Raw genomic sequence first — 15,616 nt, forward strand, 5'->3', positions numbered from 1 at the left:
CAGGTAAGGACGCTTGGGGTTTGGTTTGATGGATGTCAGGCCGTCTGAATTACAGCGGGTCGGATGTCGTGCCGCCGCTGTCGCCGGTGTGTTTGTGGTCGGGGCCGACACTTTTACCGTTGTTGGTCAGTTTGCCGGTAGTGTCCAAATCGCCGACCATCTGCACATTGCCGGTAAATGATGTGCCACTGCCGCCTTTCACCACCATGCCGCCGTTGCCGTTGATTTGACCCTCGGCGGTAATCTGCGCGGTGCAGCCTACATTGGGCGCGTCAATATTCACGCCGCCCGGTGCTTTGATATTCAGCGTTTCGCAGTCAATTTCGATAATCCGGCCTTTCTTTAACACCATCTTGGCACCGTCGGCGTTGTAAACCGCCGTTTCGCCTTCGGCAAGGCCGGTAATGCGGTATGCGCCGTTGGTGGTGGTGACGATGATGCCGTGGCTGGTTTTGCCGCCCAACGGTACGACGACGCAATCGCTGCCTGCGGGCGGGTTCGACGTAAAACCGAAGTTTTCGGCGTGTTCCAAGTCCTGCACGGTTTCGCCTTCCAAACCTTCCACTTGGATTTTCTGCACGCCGCCGGCTGCTTTGACGCGGGCGATTTTGCCGCGGAAGGCTTGGCGGATGCCATTAAATGCCCGTCGGATACGGTTGTCTATGGTTTTTGCATCCATTTAAATCACCTGCAATTCCTGTACGGCCTGTTTGGCTTGGCGGCGTTTTTTCGGTTTGGCGGCTGCTTGGCCGTTGGCTTTGCGGCTTTCAGACGGCCTTTTGGTTTTGCCCGATTTCTTCGGTGGGTCGGCATCCAATACCCATGCGCCGTCCTCTTTCAGTGTCAGCACGGTTTCGGTGGGTTGGCCGCGACCGCCGGTGAAGGTTCTCGCCATCAGGAAATACACCGCGTCGATGCCGTCCGGTTCGCTCAATACGTTGATGCGCTGACCGGGCTGCCACAAGGTGCCGTCGTCAGTGCGGTGGCCTTGTACGGTGGCGGTAATTGTTAAGCCTTCCAGCCTGCTGTCGGCCAGCCGCTTTTTCGCCTTGCGCTGCGCTTGAGCCTGACTGTCGATGTCCGGCTCGGTTACGATTAGGGGGCGGTGCAGTTTGACGGATTCGTCTTTGGCGGTGGCTTTAATGTTGTTTTTGCCGCTGTGGCTTTGCGCCAATACGGTGATTTCGCTGTACCGAGCCGCCATATCGCGGTTTACTTCCAGCCGCTTGATGTTGTTGTTTTGGCCGTTGGTCCGTAAAACCAGTTCGGCCACCGGTGCGGCGGTGTAATCGGGGCCGCCGATTACCAGCGTACCGTCCGGCTCCAGCCACGGCCACAAACCGTTTGCCTCGGCATATTCCAGCAGGGCGTCCCACGCGCGGCTGCCCGGCTCGATCTGCACTTTGTGGGTTTTGTCGGTTTTGGCGGCATCAATGCGGATTTTGGCCAAACCCAAAGGCTTGACGATTTTTTCGATGATTTGGTTTAAATCCATATCTTGCGCGTTAAACAGCGGGGCGGAGCAGTCCAATAGCACGCCCGCATCATCGCGGCCTTGTATGGTTAAGGTTTTGCCGCCTTTTTCAGTAACGGTCTGCACGCGGTCTATGCGGCCGCTCAATACCGTATCGCCGCCCACACGCACTTCAACCTTGTCACCCGCCCGCACCGTATCGGGTTTGGCATCGACGGGGCGGCCAAGTGTGACTGAAAAGTCATCGGCGGGGGTGAGCAGGTCGGAAACGATGTCGTAATTCGTCCATTGGCCGTGTGTTTTACCGTTAATCAGCAGAGTAACGGTGTTATCGGGCGTAGGCATTCAGTACCGTGCCTTTCTCAATAAAATTCGGGTGGCGGATTTGCGGATTCAGGCGCAAGAGTTCGCCAAAGCGGCTGTAGTCACCGTACCACTCAAAGGCCAGCAGGTGCAGGCCGATATCGCGGGTTACGGTTTTCTGTACCAACGGCGGCTTCATATTGATGACCGCAAACGCCTGTTTTTGCAGTTTATGCGCCGTATTGCGCAGACTTTCGGTAAGCGCGGCGGCAGTTTCCAGATAAGGGGTTTGCGGCAGCAGCCCGGCCGCTTCGATGCGTTGGTACACATCATCGGCACTGTCTGCCGGTGTTTGATACAGCCGCAGCAGGCAATAGGTCAGTTTGTCGGCTTTGGTTTCATCCGCCAGCATCATGGCCAAGATACGCTGGGCGGCCAAAGCACGCTGCAAGGCGGCACGGGTATCGGCCAGCAGACGTGAGATTTCCACAGGTGTCAAAGTTGGCTCGTTCAGTTGTACGGCTAAAATATCGGCGGCTTGTTCGGCCAGCGCACACGCGCCCACGGTGGCGGTAAGCGCGGTAAAGGCAGCCACATCTTCGGGCTTGGCGCGTTGGATTAAATCTACCGCCGCCACACTGCCTTCGGTTCCGCGGCTGACCTGCCACGGCGTAGCGGCTGCTTTAGATACGCCGCCCACCATATCGCGCCAGCCGTCCAGCCCGCTTTTACCGACATTGTGCATATTGGCCAGCGCACCAAACACAGATTTCAGCTCCGCCACCAATACGCGCGGGCTGTTCAGCAGGTTCAGGCCGCCGGTGAAGATGCCGTTTACCTGCCCATACAATACGCCCACCACCATTAATACCGTGGCATGAAAAGCATTCCAGCGGCTTTGCGCTTTCTGAATTTTGTTTAAGGCCGTCTGAAACACCTCGAAGCCCTGCCATGCGGCCAAGTCGGCAAGGAAATCCACTTCGTCGGCCAAGGCTGTCGGCAAGTCGCGGTCAAAAAACGGCGCGGCTTTGACACTTTGCTTAAAGGTCATCCGCACGGTGCAGTAGTCGGGATTTTCTTCGTTGTGCGCGACCTCGAAATCCGCCACCACGCAATCGGGCACGCTGCCGTAAATCGGGTGGATCAATTCGCCCGCGCCCGTTTCGCGCAATACGTTCAGCAGGTTTTGCAGGCGGCCTTCGTAATCTTCACCCCACAATACGGCGGTCAAAGCCATATCCATCGCAGATACGCCCGTATCTTCGATGTCCGCGCCCTGTACGAACGGGTATTCGTGTTCCGCCAGCGCGTGGGTGCCGCGCAGTGTGTCGTCGATGACGTCAAAGGTAACGCCCTTGAAGCCCGCATCCAGTAAAGTGTCTTTCCAAGCCATTAATTTTTCCTACTGTTGCGTTCTACCGCCTGATTCACATAGGCCATAATGTTGCCGTTTTGCACGGTAACGGTAATCGGAATCGGCTTGCCTGCCGCCGCCTGCATTTGTGCGGCAGCAGCCGTCATCTGTGCCGCCGCGCCGGTAATCTGCGCTGTTGCCGCCTGATTCTCCGCCGCCGCCTGCACATACTGCTGGCTTGCCTGCTGGTTGGTTTGTGCCGATTGGTTAAGCTGCGCCATACTCTCTTTTAAAACAGGACTATCGAGCGGGGCATTATTGCCGCCCAGTTCTTCACGTTTGCGCAGATATTCGGCTTTCGCCCCCGCTGAAAAATCCGGCAGGATACTTTCCAGCCAAGACGATAATTTAGCAAACGGTTTTGACCATTCCGCATATTTGTCGCGCTGCCCCGCCAAATGGGTTGCCCCGCCCATTACGGCCAACGGTGCCGCACCGAGCGCGACGGGACCTAGCGAGGAGGCCGAGGGCATCAGGCGGCCCGCCTGTAAGGCCCTGCTGCTTCCGCCGAACAGTTTGGAAAGCAGGCCGCCGCCCCCAAACATAGAGCTTGTGCCGGCCGCCGCCGATGCGGCCGCCGCGCCGTATCCTACCTGCGTGGCGGTTTGCGCCTGTTCGGGATGCCCGCGCATCCATTGTGCGGCCGACTGCATCCAGCCGCCGATGCGGTCGCTGAATTTTTCAAATGCGCCGTATTCGGCTTCTGATTTGGCGAGGGAGAATTGGGATTTTTTAAACCCCGAACCTTCGGCGACGAATCCGTATGCACCGTCCACCGCACCCGCCGCATTTGTCTGGCCTGCTTGCAGGCGGGTGAGTTCCTGTTTGTTGTTGACCAATGCCAGCAATGCCATCAATGCCTGACGGTCGGAAACCAGCTTCCCGATGGCAGTGCCGTCTACCAAGGCCTTTTGGTTTTCCAGCAAAGCCAGCTTGGCTTCATCGCCTTGCGCGGCATTAATCTGTTTCATCAGAGCGGCGGACTTCTTATCCTTGGCCGTGATTTCTCCGACAATGTCCACCAACGCATCAAGTGAGTTCATGCCTGCTGCCTGCCGTTTGTTCATGCTGGCGGTGAAATCGAAACCTTCTTTGCCGTTGATGGTAATTTTTTTGGCTTTGGTCACAATATCCTGACTGTTGATTTTTGCCAGCAGGTTGACTAGGTTGTTCCCCGCTTCATCGGTATTGCCCGCGGTCATAAACGACAATTGGTTGGCATTGAGCAGGCTGGAAAAATTATCCAGCGTCGCGCCCATACCGGCGTTTTTCATTGCAGCCAACTGCTGCGGCAGCCAGCGCGACATGTCTTTCAATTCAAAACCGCCGTCCGCGCCCGATTGCAACGCACGGTCAAGCAGCGACGGAATATCCGCCTCTTTAAATCCCGCCTGCAACGCCTTGGTTACGATGTTGGCGATATCGTTTCCTTCCGTATTGGCGGCGGTGGCGGTTTTCATAACGGTCGGCAGCAGTTTTTTCACGGCTTCGTCGCTCATCGCTCCGCTGGCCACCATTGTATTCATGGCTTCCAAAGCGGCATCACGCGTCGTTCCGCCGACATAGGCGGCATCCATGACCGATTTCTTGATTTCCGCCATACCTGCGCGCTTCTCGGCCATGCTCTTGCCTGCATACATGGTATTGGCGGCATGACGCAATGATGTGTCAAAGTCCATCGTCCGGTTGACCGGCTGCGCCAACACATAAGCCCCTGCCGCCGCACCCGCCGCCACACCGGCCACACCGCGCCCGATTGTCCGGACTCCCGAACCGATACGTTGCAAACGGCTTGCACCGCCGTTGATTTCGGCAGTCAGCTCGCGTACGCGGCTGCGCGTTACCTGTGCAGCCCTCGCCAGTTCGCGTTGCGAAGCCATGCCGCTTTTGGCTAAACGGTTGTAAGCCGCCTGCGTTTGTTGGATTTCACGGCGGATTTGGTGTTCGGTACGGATGCCCAAACGGGCGGTGGCGCTGTACATCTCTTGATGTTTCAGCTTGACCGCTGCGGCTTTCTGCAACTGCCGGCTGCCTGTTTTTTCCGCTTCCGCCGCCAAACGGCGGAGGCCGGGCGTGGCGTTGTCCTTAAACTTAGCAACCAGTTCTACACTATGCTGGCTCATTTTTTCTTACGCTTGCTGATAAAGGTTTGGGTCTGACCGCCCGTGGCGACGGATGGTTTGACGTTCGCAGGAATAAACCACGGCATCACTACCGGCGCGGCGCGGCCGCGCTCGATTAAGTCGGCCTGTTTTAACCAGCCTTCCAGTTCGGGTTGGGTCATGCCGTCGATTTGGGCGGGCGTGATACCGTATCGGCCGAGTTTTAAGACGGCGTATCGGTAACGGTCGGCGCGGGGTGCGGGCAAAGCCGCTTTTTTTTCAGCAGCTCTTGCGCCCAGTACAGCGCGTCAAAGTCAGCAGCAGCCATCTCATCAAGCAGCAAATCAGGTGTCAAAGATTCGGCTGTTAAGCCACCCAATTTATCCAGTGATGCGGCATAGGCGGCAACCAGCCGCGGTTGGCCTTCAAGTTGCGGATCAATCGCCATGTCCTCGCGCACGGTTAAAAGGTGCATGGAAAAATCATGGTGCATTTCGCCGTCAATCACACCAATGCCGTATTTCAGACGGCCGGTAACGGTTTTCAGGTCGGAAGAAACGCGCAATTCGTAATCTTCGATGGCGCGGGTGAGTTCGGGGGAAAATTCAGACATAAAAAAGCCCTTAAACGTTGGTTAAACCTTGTATAAATCAAGGCTTAATTGTCGCTTAAGGGTTATGGCTCCGAAATTTGTCGGATGTCAGGCAAAATACAAAATGACTCTAAGAATATGCTGTGATACTATCATTTCCCCTACATAAAGATATAAAGGAAAACTTCCATGAAACATTTATTTTTATTGGTAATAGTGGCAACAGTCGGCATCGGTTCTGCCGATGCGCGCGGCAGAGAACCTTGTTCCGGCAGTAAAGGCGGTATCAAAGCCTGTACGGCAGACGGAAAGTTCCTATGTAAAGATGGTACTTTAAGCAAATCCAAAAAGATATGCAGTAGTCGATAAATATCTCGTAAAAAAACCCGCAATCATGCGGGTTTTCTAATTTACTCCAACACCTTCCGAATCGCAAAACCGGTCACATCCACCACCAGTTCATTATCCACGGTATAGCTGTCGCCCGCTTCGGTGGCGCAGAAGCCGAGGTACGATGTCGGACGCGCGCCTTCCACGTCGGGAACTAGGCTGATTTTGGCGTCGTCGATCTTTGCCCAGTCCACCGCCGTGCCGTCGGTCGGCACCACGGCGGTAAAGGTAATGTCGTATTGGCCGACGCCGCGGGTAAAGCCTTTGACGCGGCGGGTGCGGTTCATGGTTTTCACAGGCTTTTTGCCGGTGTTGTCTTTCACGTCGATTTTGGTTACTTCGACTTCGTTCGCGCCCAGATAGAGGATGACGCTGCCAACGTATTCGGTACTCATGTTTCAGCCTTTCTTACAAATATAAATCTACAACCATACCTACTACATGCAGGCCGTTGACGACATCGCTGGGAATGCGGCAGTTCAACATGCCGGTGTTTTGCAGGTCGCGTTCCACAATCAGTTTTGGCAGGTTTTCTTCCACGCGCTCCAAAATTTCCAGCTCTTCGCAGCGCATCAATACGTCAATCAGTTCGCTACGCACGCGCGGCGGGGTGCGGTCGCTCAATTTGTCGCGCGGGAATCTTAGGGCGATGCGGTCGACGCAGGCGCGGCTTACATAAATCAGGGTGCGCACGGTGGTTACGTCCAGCAGGCTTTCGTCTGCCGTGCCGTTGGCGGTTTTGGTGTAGGTGGTGATGGCGCGCACGATTTGCGCCTGCGTACCGGCCGGACTGGTTTCAATCGGGGTAACACCGTTATAAAGGGCGTTTTCCTGCTCGGTGCGCATGGTTTTGTCTTTGCTTTCGCACACGCCGATGCTGTTTAAGGCCAGCGTGTTCAACGGGCGGGCGGGGTCTTCTTCGCTCGCCATCACGGCGGCAAAGACGGCGGCCAGCTCGCAAGGCAGGCTGGGTGTGCCGCGATACCACGCGCTGACGATATGGCCGTGGTTCAGACGGCCTGCCAAGGTGGTGGCTTGCGCCAGCGTACCGGTTTGGCCGTATACGCCGATTGCCCAGCGTTTTTCCATCGGGCTGGCTACGGTATCCAAATGGGCACGCAGTTTCAGCAGGTTGGTTTCGTCGTTGATGCCGCAGGCGATGATGTGGTGGCCTTCGGCGACTACGGCATTGAGCGCGGCGGCAATATCGGGGTTGGCATCGCCGCCCGTCATGGCGGTAACGGCGGCGGTAATGCCTTCGGCGGTATTGCTGGTTTTGATGCGGATGGCGTTGCCGGCCGTACCTTTGTTTTTGGCGGTAAGCGTCACCACTGCTTCGGCAACGGTGGCGGTAACCGGCAAATCGGGCACAGCATCGATGGCGGCTTTAACGGCGGCGGCAACGGTGGCTGCGGTGTCTTCGGCGCCGATGCCGATGGTTAAAGTGTCGGCATTGGCAATGCTCACACGCAACACGCCTTGGGTATTGGCAGTACCGCTTAAGGTGATTTTACCGCCGGCGGCCACTCCGGCCTTGTTGTCGGCTACGGTAATCAGGCTTAAATCGGCATAGGCATAGGCTTTAATCGCGGCGGTAACCATCAGGTGCGCCATGCTGCCTGCGCCGTATTTGGCGGCCGCATCGGCGGCGGAAAACACGTTTTCCAGCTCGGTAAGCTCACCCAAGGCGGGATTGTTGTGCTGCGCCACAATCAGCACGCGCTGTTTGTTGGTGGGCAGGTTGCGCACGGCCAGCTTGGTGTTCCACTCGGCGTACACGCCCGGCTTGCGGGTGCTGGCGGGGATTTTTTCGAAATTGATGTTTGCGGATGCCATTATTTGCTGCCTTTCGCGGGTTGGGTGTCTTCGGTTACGACCACAAGGTCGCCGTATTCGATACAGCGGCGGTAATAGGCGGCATCGGGTACGGTAACGGTTTCTTGGTCGGTAATGTATTCATGTGGTTTACCGGCCAGCGGCACTTGCAGGCCGTCGGCGGCGCGTACTTTAATGGTTTCGTTCATGGTTTCACCTTGGTTTCAACGGTGGCCGCCATATCGGCGGGTTGGTCGGGGGTTTTCGGCGGGATACGCAATTCAAGGTTCACGCCTTTAAAGTCGGGATGTTCGGGTTCGGTGCGGCCTTGGTATTCGGATACGTCGGCATATACTTTCGCATGTTGGCCGTCTGAAACCGCAGGCCGCGGCCAATCACCGTCTTGCAGCGCGTCTTCAAACCAATACGTTTCAAATTCCAGCGCAAACACACTGACGGCGTCTTGCTCCATTTGGCGGCTGAACAGGCTTTTGGCCGCCCCCGGTTGCAGACGGCCTATCTGTAAGCCCAGCGATTGATTGGTCAGCAGGTGGCGGACGATCTGCATCAGGCGGTAGGTGCCGACATCATGGCGGTGCAGGCCGCCGAAACGGCTGTCTGCCTCGCTGCCGCTGGCACGGTCTCCCACCAATACCGTGAATTGGCCAATCGCTTTAAAACGGCTGCCGCGCGTGTCGTGGCGGACGGTGTCTTTGATGCCGGCAAACATGACCCACACGGCGGGGAACTGGTTGACCACCTGCGCCAAACCTTCGCCGTCAAACTCCCCGCCGTAAGTAAAGACACCCGTTACCATTTGGCCGAGGCCGTCTGAAAGCCGCTGCCTGATGGCTTGTTCAATAGACGCTATCACGGCCGAACACCTTTTCCTGCGTGGTAAACATCACGCCGTTGCCTTGTACGGCGGGCTTTTCGCCTGCGGGTTCGGTAACGCCCAAGCCGACTTTCCCCGCCGCCACCAGTTGCAGGAACTTCACTGCCGCTTCATAGCGGTGCACGATGTCTTCGGTGAGTTGCCGTTTGCCGGTGCACAGGCGGTACACCGCAATATCGCAGCAATACACGGTTAAAATGCGCAGCGGCTTGGGCAGCGGCAGGGTATAGCGGTTCATCAGATAGCCATCGATTTCGGCGGCGGCATCATCCAAAGCCTGCTGTGCGACGGTTTCGTCCACCGCGCCCTTGCGGGACAAGTCGGTCAGACCGGTGATGGTGGCTTCGCCGAAACGCGCCACCAAATCGGCAACGGCAGCGTAGCTCATGCTGCATCCGTCGGCAGGGCTTCGCGCGCTTCAACCATACGGTCGCCAATCAGACGCTCAAAGTCGGCGGGTTCGAAGTCCGCACGGCGCACAAACGTCCAGTGCGGCTGTACATGGTAGCCGGCGCGGAAAAACGCATGGCCGTGTTTGCTCTTAATCGCCACCACTTCGGCATCTGCGGCGGGTGCTCCGCTGCCGGTGTAAAAGGCGGCTTCCGCTTCAGGTGTCAAAGTTTCGCCGTCTGAAATGCCGCCGGGTGTAAGGCCGGCTTCAAGCAGTCTTTCCAATTTGGCATTGCGCTCTTGCGCGGCGGCCAACTCTGCCTGCGCTACCTGAATTTCGGCATTGGCTTTGTCTAATTCGGCTCTCAAGGCTTCAATCTCGGCCTGTAAGGCAGCGGTTACGGTTACCTCTTCCGGTTGGACATCGACGGTCGCGCCAACTTCCTGTCCGTTTTTTTCTTTTGCCATTTTCTATCCCTTCCGGCGGGCGGTGCCCGCCTGTTCGTTACAGCAACCAAGGCGATACGATGACTTTCGCCTTGCCTTTGTTTGGGTTGTACGCGCCGTTGGCCAAGCGGTCGCCTTCCACCAGCTCTTTGGCCGCGTTTTCCAAAGCAGGCGGTACCAGCAGCACATTCGGGCGGATGGCCAGCGGTCTGCCGCCGTCGCCTTTCAGGCTCACCATCGCGTTGTAGGCTTTCTCGAAACCGGCAGCGTCCAGTTTCTCTTGCGATTTCGCCGCCATCTGCCAGAAGCCCAAGCCCACGTTGCAACGGCCGTCCACGCCGTAGCGGTATTCGTTGCGCATGAATACGCCCTCATCGGTATCGGCGGTCATGGCGGTAAACTGCTTCGCTTTACGCTCTTGGTAAATCAACGGTTTCAGGGCGCGGGTAGTGTCCAGCAGATACCAGGCCGCTTCGCTGCCGGCGAAAATATTGGATACGGTACTGGCTTGACCGGTGCCGTCCACTTTTTCATACACGGGATGGTCGGTATCAAAGAAGTTCTGACCGTCGTAACACAACGTGGCGTGTGCGTTTTTCAGCAAGGCAAACACCAATTCGTCGGGATGCACCGCCGAAGCACGGCCCATCTCGGTCATCATCGGCGCGTAAATGCCGACGTTGTCGTCTTCGATGTCGTTTCGGTTGACCTTGACCGAGCTTTCAAAATGTTTGTTGGTGATGGCATAGCCGTGTGCCTTCATATCTTGGAATACGCGGTCGCCCACCCATTCGCGGAAAGCGGGCCATTGGCCGAGCCAGCCGTAAGTATTGGACGCAGTGGAAGACGGAATGACGGTGGCGATTTCCTTGTATTGGCTTTCCGCCATTTTCAGGCCGTCTTGGAAATTCTTTTTAAAGCCGGTGAACAGGGCTTTTAAGGTGTCTGGTGTGATAATCATGTTGTCTTTTCCTTTATCGGATTACTTGGCCTTCGCATAATCTTCGGCAGAGATGCCCAATTGCGCGGCGACGGCTGCTTCTTCGGCGGTCAGCGCGGACGTACCGTCTGCGCCGCCTTTGCCGCCGGTCTGCGTTTTGCTCAAAGCGGCCAGTGCCAAGCTGCCGTCAATCAGGGCTTTAAACGCTTCAGGGGCTTTGGCGGCCAGTTGGCGCGCCGATGCTTCTTGATGCGGCAACAGGCGGCCGTCTGAAAGCGCGGCACGGATCAGGCCGTCTGAAGTGCCGCCCACTTCCATTGCAATCACTTTCTTGCTCAACGCGGCCACTTGCGCTTTGAGTTCGGCCACTTCGCCGTCGTCGGCATTGCCGCCTTGCGGCTTGTCTTCAGGTTTGCCGGCAGTGCCTTTATCGCCTTCGCCACCTTGCGGTTCTTCTTTGGGTGCGGCCAGTGCTTCGGCAAGCGTTTTACCGCCCAGCTTTTCCTGTGCTTCGGCCAAAGCCGCTTCGATGGCTTTGTCATCGGCATCCGCCGCCAAGCCCAAGAGCTTGATTAAAGCTTCCTTGTTCATACTTGTTTCCTGTTTGGGGTTGATAGAGTTTTGGCGGCTCAATGCAGCCAGAGCCATGCCGTCCAGTGCGGGCGAATTGGTCAACGCCACACTGTGCAGCCCGCGTACATTGCCCAGTGTGTCGTATTCGAGTACCGGCGACAGATAGCGGTATTCGCCGCTGTCTATCATGTCTTTGGCGCGTTGCGTCCATTTCACTTCGCCCATCAGGCCGCGCTCGTCATCCCATACATATTTGCTGATCCAGCCGGCGGCAGGGTTTTGCTGCCCCGTTTCGGCGGCTTTCAGCGTGGCGTGTTCGTAGTCGACCACAAGGTCGGTTTGCGCGGCGTCAAAGGCGGCAATGATTTGCTGTGCCAAATCGGCAGACATCGTCCAGTGCGGCACACCCGTATCGGTGCGGCCGTCAACCGGTGCGAATTGGCCTTTGGGTACGATTTTGATTAAGCCGTCCGAACCGCCGACATGGGCGGCGGATAAGGCGGCAAGAAGGGTTTTGGTGTCCATAGCCCGCATTATGCGGCAGCCGCGCCCTCGTCAAAGCTTGGCCTATGTCAGACAGATGAATTTCTAGGGAAGGGAAATGTACTTGCAGAGATGCGCGCGGGATAGTGTTCAAAAGGTGTTCAAACGCGCGCAGGATTGATTTTCAGGCGATGGGTAGGGGTAAGTATGGGTTAGGGCGTTTTCGGGCTGTTTTTCGGCATTTTTCAGGCAGGCATGATTACCGCCCCTGAATGGCCTGTGCCAGATATTCCGCCACCGCATCGGATAGGGCCTTTTCGTCCTCCGGTTGCAGGGTCATAAACGGGCGTGCGGGAATATTGCTGCCGGGGTGGTTAACCTGCTTGGCAAAGCGGCCGCCGAATTTCAACGCTTTGCCTTTTTTCGGTCTAATCAAGTGTGGCGAGGTTTTCCCACCGAAGTTATGGATAGCCGCATATTCCACATTGGTGCCGACCACCGCCGTATCGTTGGTACTGCTCGGCGTAATCGAATTGCGCAGGCGGCCGCTGGCTTGCAACAGCCCCGAACCTTCACGCGCGGCCAGATACTTGCGCGGCGCCCAAGCGGGACGGCCTCCGGCGGCGAAATTATCCAGCACGGCGTTGCGCATGATGCGGGCAAGCCGCGTCATCAAAGGCTTGGTGTGGGAGGTACGCCGCGCCGCAGCGTTTAAGCTGTTTTGCAGGGTGTCTGTGTTGATTTTTATCTCAATCATGGTATATTGGTTCCAACAGCCATAAAACTCGGGTTTCCTACTGGAAAGGTTACGGCCACGTTACCGTGTCGCGTATTATCCTGTTCGAATCAGGCAAAGAGTTTTATGGCTTTTTCCATATTGTTTCATACCCGTACAGTAAGCTATCCACCTGTTTATCCGTTTCTGCAATCATGCCGGTGTTGACCATATTCAAGGTCAGATGTTCTTTCTTACCTGTCAACGGATGTCGGGTTTTCACATCATAGTCCAGCGTTACCACCAGCTTCCCCTTGCCTGCCGACAGCGGATACACAAATGCCAAAAACTGTTTGGCATCGTCATTTCGTCCCGCCTTGCCTAATAAAATCTGCTCCGGTTCTTGCAGCAGTTCGGGTATCCTCTCCCAAAACGATACCGGCAGCGGCTTGACCTTCTCGTCGCGCAAAGCGTGCAATACCCGCTCGTCGCTTATGGCAATCACGGCGGATTGCGGGTAAATTTTCCTTGTCGCCAAAACTTCCAATAAGGGTAGGGCCAATGCGCCCACATACAGCGTTTTCCCGCGCGCTACTTTTTCCGCATCCACCCGCCGCACCATTTGCGCCGCCTGTTGCGACACCGCCCGCATCAAATCGGGCTGTTTTAAGGCCGTCTGAATCGATACGCTCGCCAGTTTCGGCGGCAGTTCCACCGCCCGCTGCATCTGCAACTGCCCCAAGTTGGCCAAATGGCTTTTACCGACATTGTGCTGAAAGCCAGCATCGGTATAAAAGCGGCGGCCGTCCGGCAACTTTACCGCTTTGGCGGGGCGGGTATCGCCCTTGCGGTTGACCACCACTTCCGTATCTTCAAGCTGCGCTTTTTGCGGCAGCAGATTGCGCCGTTTCAAATCACTGTCTGAAAGCGCCCGCACGGTACAGCGGCAATTGAAGCCGTTGGGCGGGTAGAAGTAATCCCAAAACGGGTCGTCGATGTGATACACCGCACCATGCGCCGCCGCATGGCTTTGGCGTGTGCGGCTGTCCAAAATGGCCGAGTATTGCAGCCACGGCGCATCATCCCGACCTTCTTCAAACGCCTGCCAATGACCGGCCATGTAAGCCGATTGCATCTGCGTGCGGAAAATCGTTTCCATGCGGTGTTTGGTAATGCCGCGTCCGAGGACTTCGCCGGTGTCTCCGTCCACAATATCGCCGTCTTTGAGCAGATGCCAATCATGTGCTTTCAGACGGCCTTGCACTTCATCGCGCCAAGCCTCAAACGATTTGCCCGATTTCGCCGCCCCATACATTGCCGCGTGAAACTCGCCGACGATATCTTGCCTGTGTATGCCTGCAATCGCCCGCGCCTTGGCCTGCGCCTCATTCCATTTCACATCCCAGTCGGGCGGGATATGGTAGCCCAAACCTTCAAAATATTTGACCGCCGCTTCCGGCTCCAAACCGAAGGCAAAACCCAAATCAGCCATTGAGCCGTCCCCACAGGTCGGAGATGAAAATCACCCGCGCCAAGGCCGTCTGAAATTCGGTGCTGTCCAAATGCGGATAAGCCCGCAACAGCCGCTCCTGCACCTCTTCATAGCTGTCGCCCTCGGCCAAAGCCTGACCCAACCCGCGCAAAAACGGTTCGATATGCTCGGGCAGGGCGATTTTGCCCAAACCTGCGTTATCGATGGCCGCCTGCCCCATATCCAAGATTTCGCCCTGCCTGCTCAAGGCCACGCGGCGGTAACTTAACGGCGCAACTTTGACACCTTCGCTTTCAGCCGTCTGCAAAGCCAATACCGGCTCGTCGTCCGAAGCCAGCGGAATCGCCAGTTTTTCCTGCGCCCACGCCAGCGGAATCTTCATGCCCATCTCTACCAGCCTAGGCAAAGATTCGGCGTAAACCGCCATATCTTCGGGCAGCTGCGTATCAAACTGGAAACGCGGCAGGCGGGTTTCATCCACGTTGCCTTTATTCAGCCGCAGCAGGGGCAGAATCAGTTGCTGCGTTATCGTACCGGCAAGCTGCTTGGCATCCGACACCAGCAAATCATGGCGCACCTCGTTATGCACCTGACCCAGCGCGTTGGTACTGGTTTTACCGTCGGCCATGCTGGTAAGCGTACCGCCCAGAATCGCTTTCGACGATGTTTTATCCGCCCAGTCGATCATCGCCATAAACGGCTCGCTGCTGCCGTTGGCGGCATTGAGCAATTCGATATTCATGGTTTCGGGGATAATGCCCGCAGCGTTGTGTCCGATTTCCTTTACCGCCCGCAACAGCGTGGTTTTATCGGTTTCATCCGCCCCCACCGCGTATTTGCCCAAGCGCGTCGGCAGGCCGTAGATTTCCAGAAACTCGGCCAAATCGCGCACCGAATAATTCTTAAACAGATACGGCCAAACCAGTGTGCGCATCAGCCCGCCGCGTACCAGCAAACCCGAACGGCTGCGGTGTTTGTGTACCAGCCAGCCGAACGCCCACAGCTCTTCCCCATCCGGATTATCCTGTTTGGCCAACCGCACATTATCGGCACCGTCCACCTTAAACCAGCCTTGCGGACGGTGGATAAAGTTTTTCGGCAGCCACAGGCCGCCCATTTGCTGCCATTCGATTTCCACACAGGCAAAGCCGTGTCCGACTGCATCCAAAAGGTCGAACATCATGTCTTCGAAATCGGGCAGACGCTCAATCCATCCCTTGACTTCTTCGGCCAGCCGCCGTTCGGCGTCGGTGCTGTCCGGCGGCGGCATCACGCGCCAATCCAGCCCGATGACCGCCCGTTTGCGCTTGCTCATCTCGGAAAAGATATGGCCGTCTTTCTCTTCGATGTCGGCAAAGAGTTCCGACTGCGCCTTCATATCGCCGCGCTCGGCAGCTTCCAAAATGCCGTGCAGCTTCTGCGGTGTCAAACCTTTGCTCGGGTGTTCGTGAGTCTGGGTGTTTTGGGTAATTTCCGCCGTTTGCGGGGTGGATTTCGGTGTATAGCGGCCCGGCAGAATTTTGCTCAATGCACTGCTGAAAATGTTTTTCATAAATAAAAAAAGGGCAAGTTAAACTTGCCCCAATTCTCT

18 protein-coding genes are annotated in these 15,616 nt (G+C 56.7%); 1 reads left to right on the forward strand and 17 read right to left on the reverse strand.

The window, feature by feature from the left end; all coding sequences use genetic code 11:
- Positions 1-49: 49 nt before the first annotated feature.
- From ACI43T_RS00865 to ACI43T_RS00890, 6 genes are read right to left on the reverse strand one after another with little or no spacing between them, the layout of a single operon-like run.
- Positions 50-679 carry a phage baseplate assembly protein V gene (locus ACI43T_RS00865; RefSeq protein WP_405385273.1) on the reverse strand — a complete coding sequence of 210 codons (630 nt, stop codon included), beginning with the start codon at positions 677-679 and terminating at the stop codon, positions 50-52.
- Entirely contained in the window at positions 680-1,819 is a 1,140-nt protein-coding gene (locus tag ACI43T_RS00870; RefSeq protein WP_405385274.1) for a phage baseplate assembly protein, read from the reverse strand.
- On the reverse strand, positions 1,803-3,170 hold the full coding sequence (locus ACI43T_RS00875) for a DNA circularization protein (RefSeq protein WP_405385275.1): 1,368 nt from the start codon (positions 3,168-3,170) through the stop codon (positions 1,803-1,805). The genes ACI43T_RS00870 and ACI43T_RS00875 overlap by 17 nt, the downstream gene beginning before the upstream one ends.
- Complete coding sequence (locus tag ACI43T_RS00880) at positions 3,170-5,314, reverse strand: phage tail tape measure protein (RefSeq protein ID WP_009173241.1); 2,145 nt, start codon at positions 5,312-5,314, stop codon at positions 3,170-3,172. Before ACI43T_RS00880 ends, ACI43T_RS00875 begins: the two co-directional genes overlap by 1 nt.
- The gene (locus ACI43T_RS00885; protein WP_405385276.1) at positions 5,311-5,559 is read right to left on the reverse strand and encodes a hypothetical protein; all 249 of its coding nucleotides are present in this window, start codon (positions 5,557-5,559) and stop codon (positions 5,311-5,313) included. Before ACI43T_RS00885 ends, ACI43T_RS00880 begins: the two co-directional genes overlap by 4 nt.
- Positions 5,517-5,906 carry a hypothetical protein gene (locus tag ACI43T_RS00890; RefSeq protein ID WP_405385277.1) on the reverse strand — a complete coding sequence of 130 codons (390 nt, stop codon included), beginning with the start codon at positions 5,904-5,906 and terminating at the stop codon, positions 5,517-5,519. The genes ACI43T_RS00885 and ACI43T_RS00890 overlap by 43 nt, the downstream gene beginning before the upstream one ends.
- A gap of 168 nt (positions 5,907-6,074) precedes the next feature.
- On the opposite strand from ACI43T_RS00890, the gene ACI43T_RS00895 reads away from it, so the two are divergent.
- Positions 6,075-6,254 (forward strand): YdcA family protein, encoded by a 180-nt coding sequence (locus ACI43T_RS00895; protein ID WP_405385278.1) that lies wholly within the window; start codon positions 6,075-6,077, stop codon positions 6,252-6,254.
- Positions 6,255-6,295: 41 nt separating this feature from the next.
- Here ACI43T_RS00895 and ACI43T_RS00900 read toward each other — a convergent pair whose 3' ends face one another.
- The 11 genes from ACI43T_RS00900 to ACI43T_RS00950 all read right to left on the reverse strand — a co-directional run bounded on the left by ACI43T_RS00900 (position 6,296) and on the right by ACI43T_RS00950 (position 15,577).
- Positions 6,296-6,670 (reverse strand): hypothetical protein, encoded by a 375-nt coding sequence (locus ACI43T_RS00900; protein WP_002212737.1) that lies wholly within the window; start codon positions 6,668-6,670, stop codon positions 6,296-6,298.
- 13 nt (positions 6,671-6,683) lie between these two features.
- Positions 6,684-8,111 carry a phage tail sheath C-terminal domain-containing protein gene (locus ACI43T_RS00905; protein ID WP_405385279.1) on the reverse strand — a complete coding sequence of 476 codons (1,428 nt, stop codon included), beginning with the start codon at positions 8,109-8,111 and terminating at the stop codon, positions 6,684-6,686.
- Positions 8,111-8,299: a DUF2635 domain-containing protein gene (locus tag ACI43T_RS00910; RefSeq protein ID WP_002212735.1), complete on the reverse strand. Its 189-nt coding sequence runs from the start codon at positions 8,297-8,299 to the stop codon at positions 8,111-8,113. The genes ACI43T_RS00905 and ACI43T_RS00910 overlap by 1 nt, the downstream gene beginning before the upstream one ends.
- A complete protein-coding gene (locus tag ACI43T_RS00915; protein ID WP_405385280.1) occupies positions 8,296-8,964 on the reverse strand; it encodes a phage protein Gp37 in 669 nt (222 codons plus the stop codon). Before ACI43T_RS00915 ends, ACI43T_RS00910 begins: the two co-directional genes overlap by 4 nt.
- The gene (locus tag ACI43T_RS00920; RefSeq protein WP_002212733.1) at positions 8,948-9,373 is read right to left on the reverse strand and encodes a gp436 family protein; all 426 of its coding nucleotides are present in this window, start codon (positions 9,371-9,373) and stop codon (positions 8,948-8,950) included. The genes ACI43T_RS00915 and ACI43T_RS00920 overlap by 17 nt, the downstream gene beginning before the upstream one ends.
- Positions 9,370-9,843 carry a hypothetical protein gene (locus ACI43T_RS00925; RefSeq protein ID WP_405385281.1) on the reverse strand — a complete coding sequence of 158 codons (474 nt, stop codon included), beginning with the start codon at positions 9,841-9,843 and terminating at the stop codon, positions 9,370-9,372. The genes ACI43T_RS00920 and ACI43T_RS00925 overlap by 4 nt, the downstream gene beginning before the upstream one ends.
- Positions 9,844-9,880: 37 nt before the next feature.
- Positions 9,881-10,783 (reverse strand): Mu-like prophage major head subunit gpT family protein, encoded by a 903-nt coding sequence (locus ACI43T_RS00930; protein WP_002212731.1) that lies wholly within the window; start codon positions 10,781-10,783, stop codon positions 9,881-9,883.
- Between the two features lie 21 nt (positions 10,784-10,804).
- Entirely contained in the window at positions 10,805-11,869 is a 1,065-nt protein-coding gene (locus tag ACI43T_RS00935) for a phage protease (RefSeq protein WP_405385282.1), read from the reverse strand.
- Between the two features lie 208 nt (positions 11,870-12,077).
- On the reverse strand, positions 12,078-12,575 hold the full coding sequence (locus ACI43T_RS00940) for a phage virion morphogenesis protein (protein WP_314764122.1): 498 nt from the start codon (positions 12,573-12,575) through the stop codon (positions 12,078-12,080).
- Between the two features lie 103 nt (positions 12,576-12,678).
- Positions 12,679-14,025, reverse strand: coding sequence for a phage head morphogenesis protein (locus tag ACI43T_RS00945; protein WP_405385283.1), 1,347 nt, complete (start codon positions 14,023-14,025; stop codon positions 12,679-12,681).
- Positions 14,018-15,577 carry a DUF935 domain-containing protein gene (locus ACI43T_RS00950; RefSeq protein WP_405385284.1) on the reverse strand — a complete coding sequence of 520 codons (1,560 nt, stop codon included), beginning with the start codon at positions 15,575-15,577 and terminating at the stop codon, positions 14,018-14,020. The genes ACI43T_RS00945 and ACI43T_RS00950 overlap by 8 nt, the downstream gene beginning before the upstream one ends.
- Positions 15,578-15,616 lie beyond the last annotated feature (39 nt).

This window comes from Neisseria oralis, from assembly GCF_045062685.1.
GTDB classification, from domain to species: domain Bacteria; phylum Pseudomonadota; class Gammaproteobacteria; order Burkholderiales; family Neisseriaceae; genus Neisseria; species Neisseria oralis.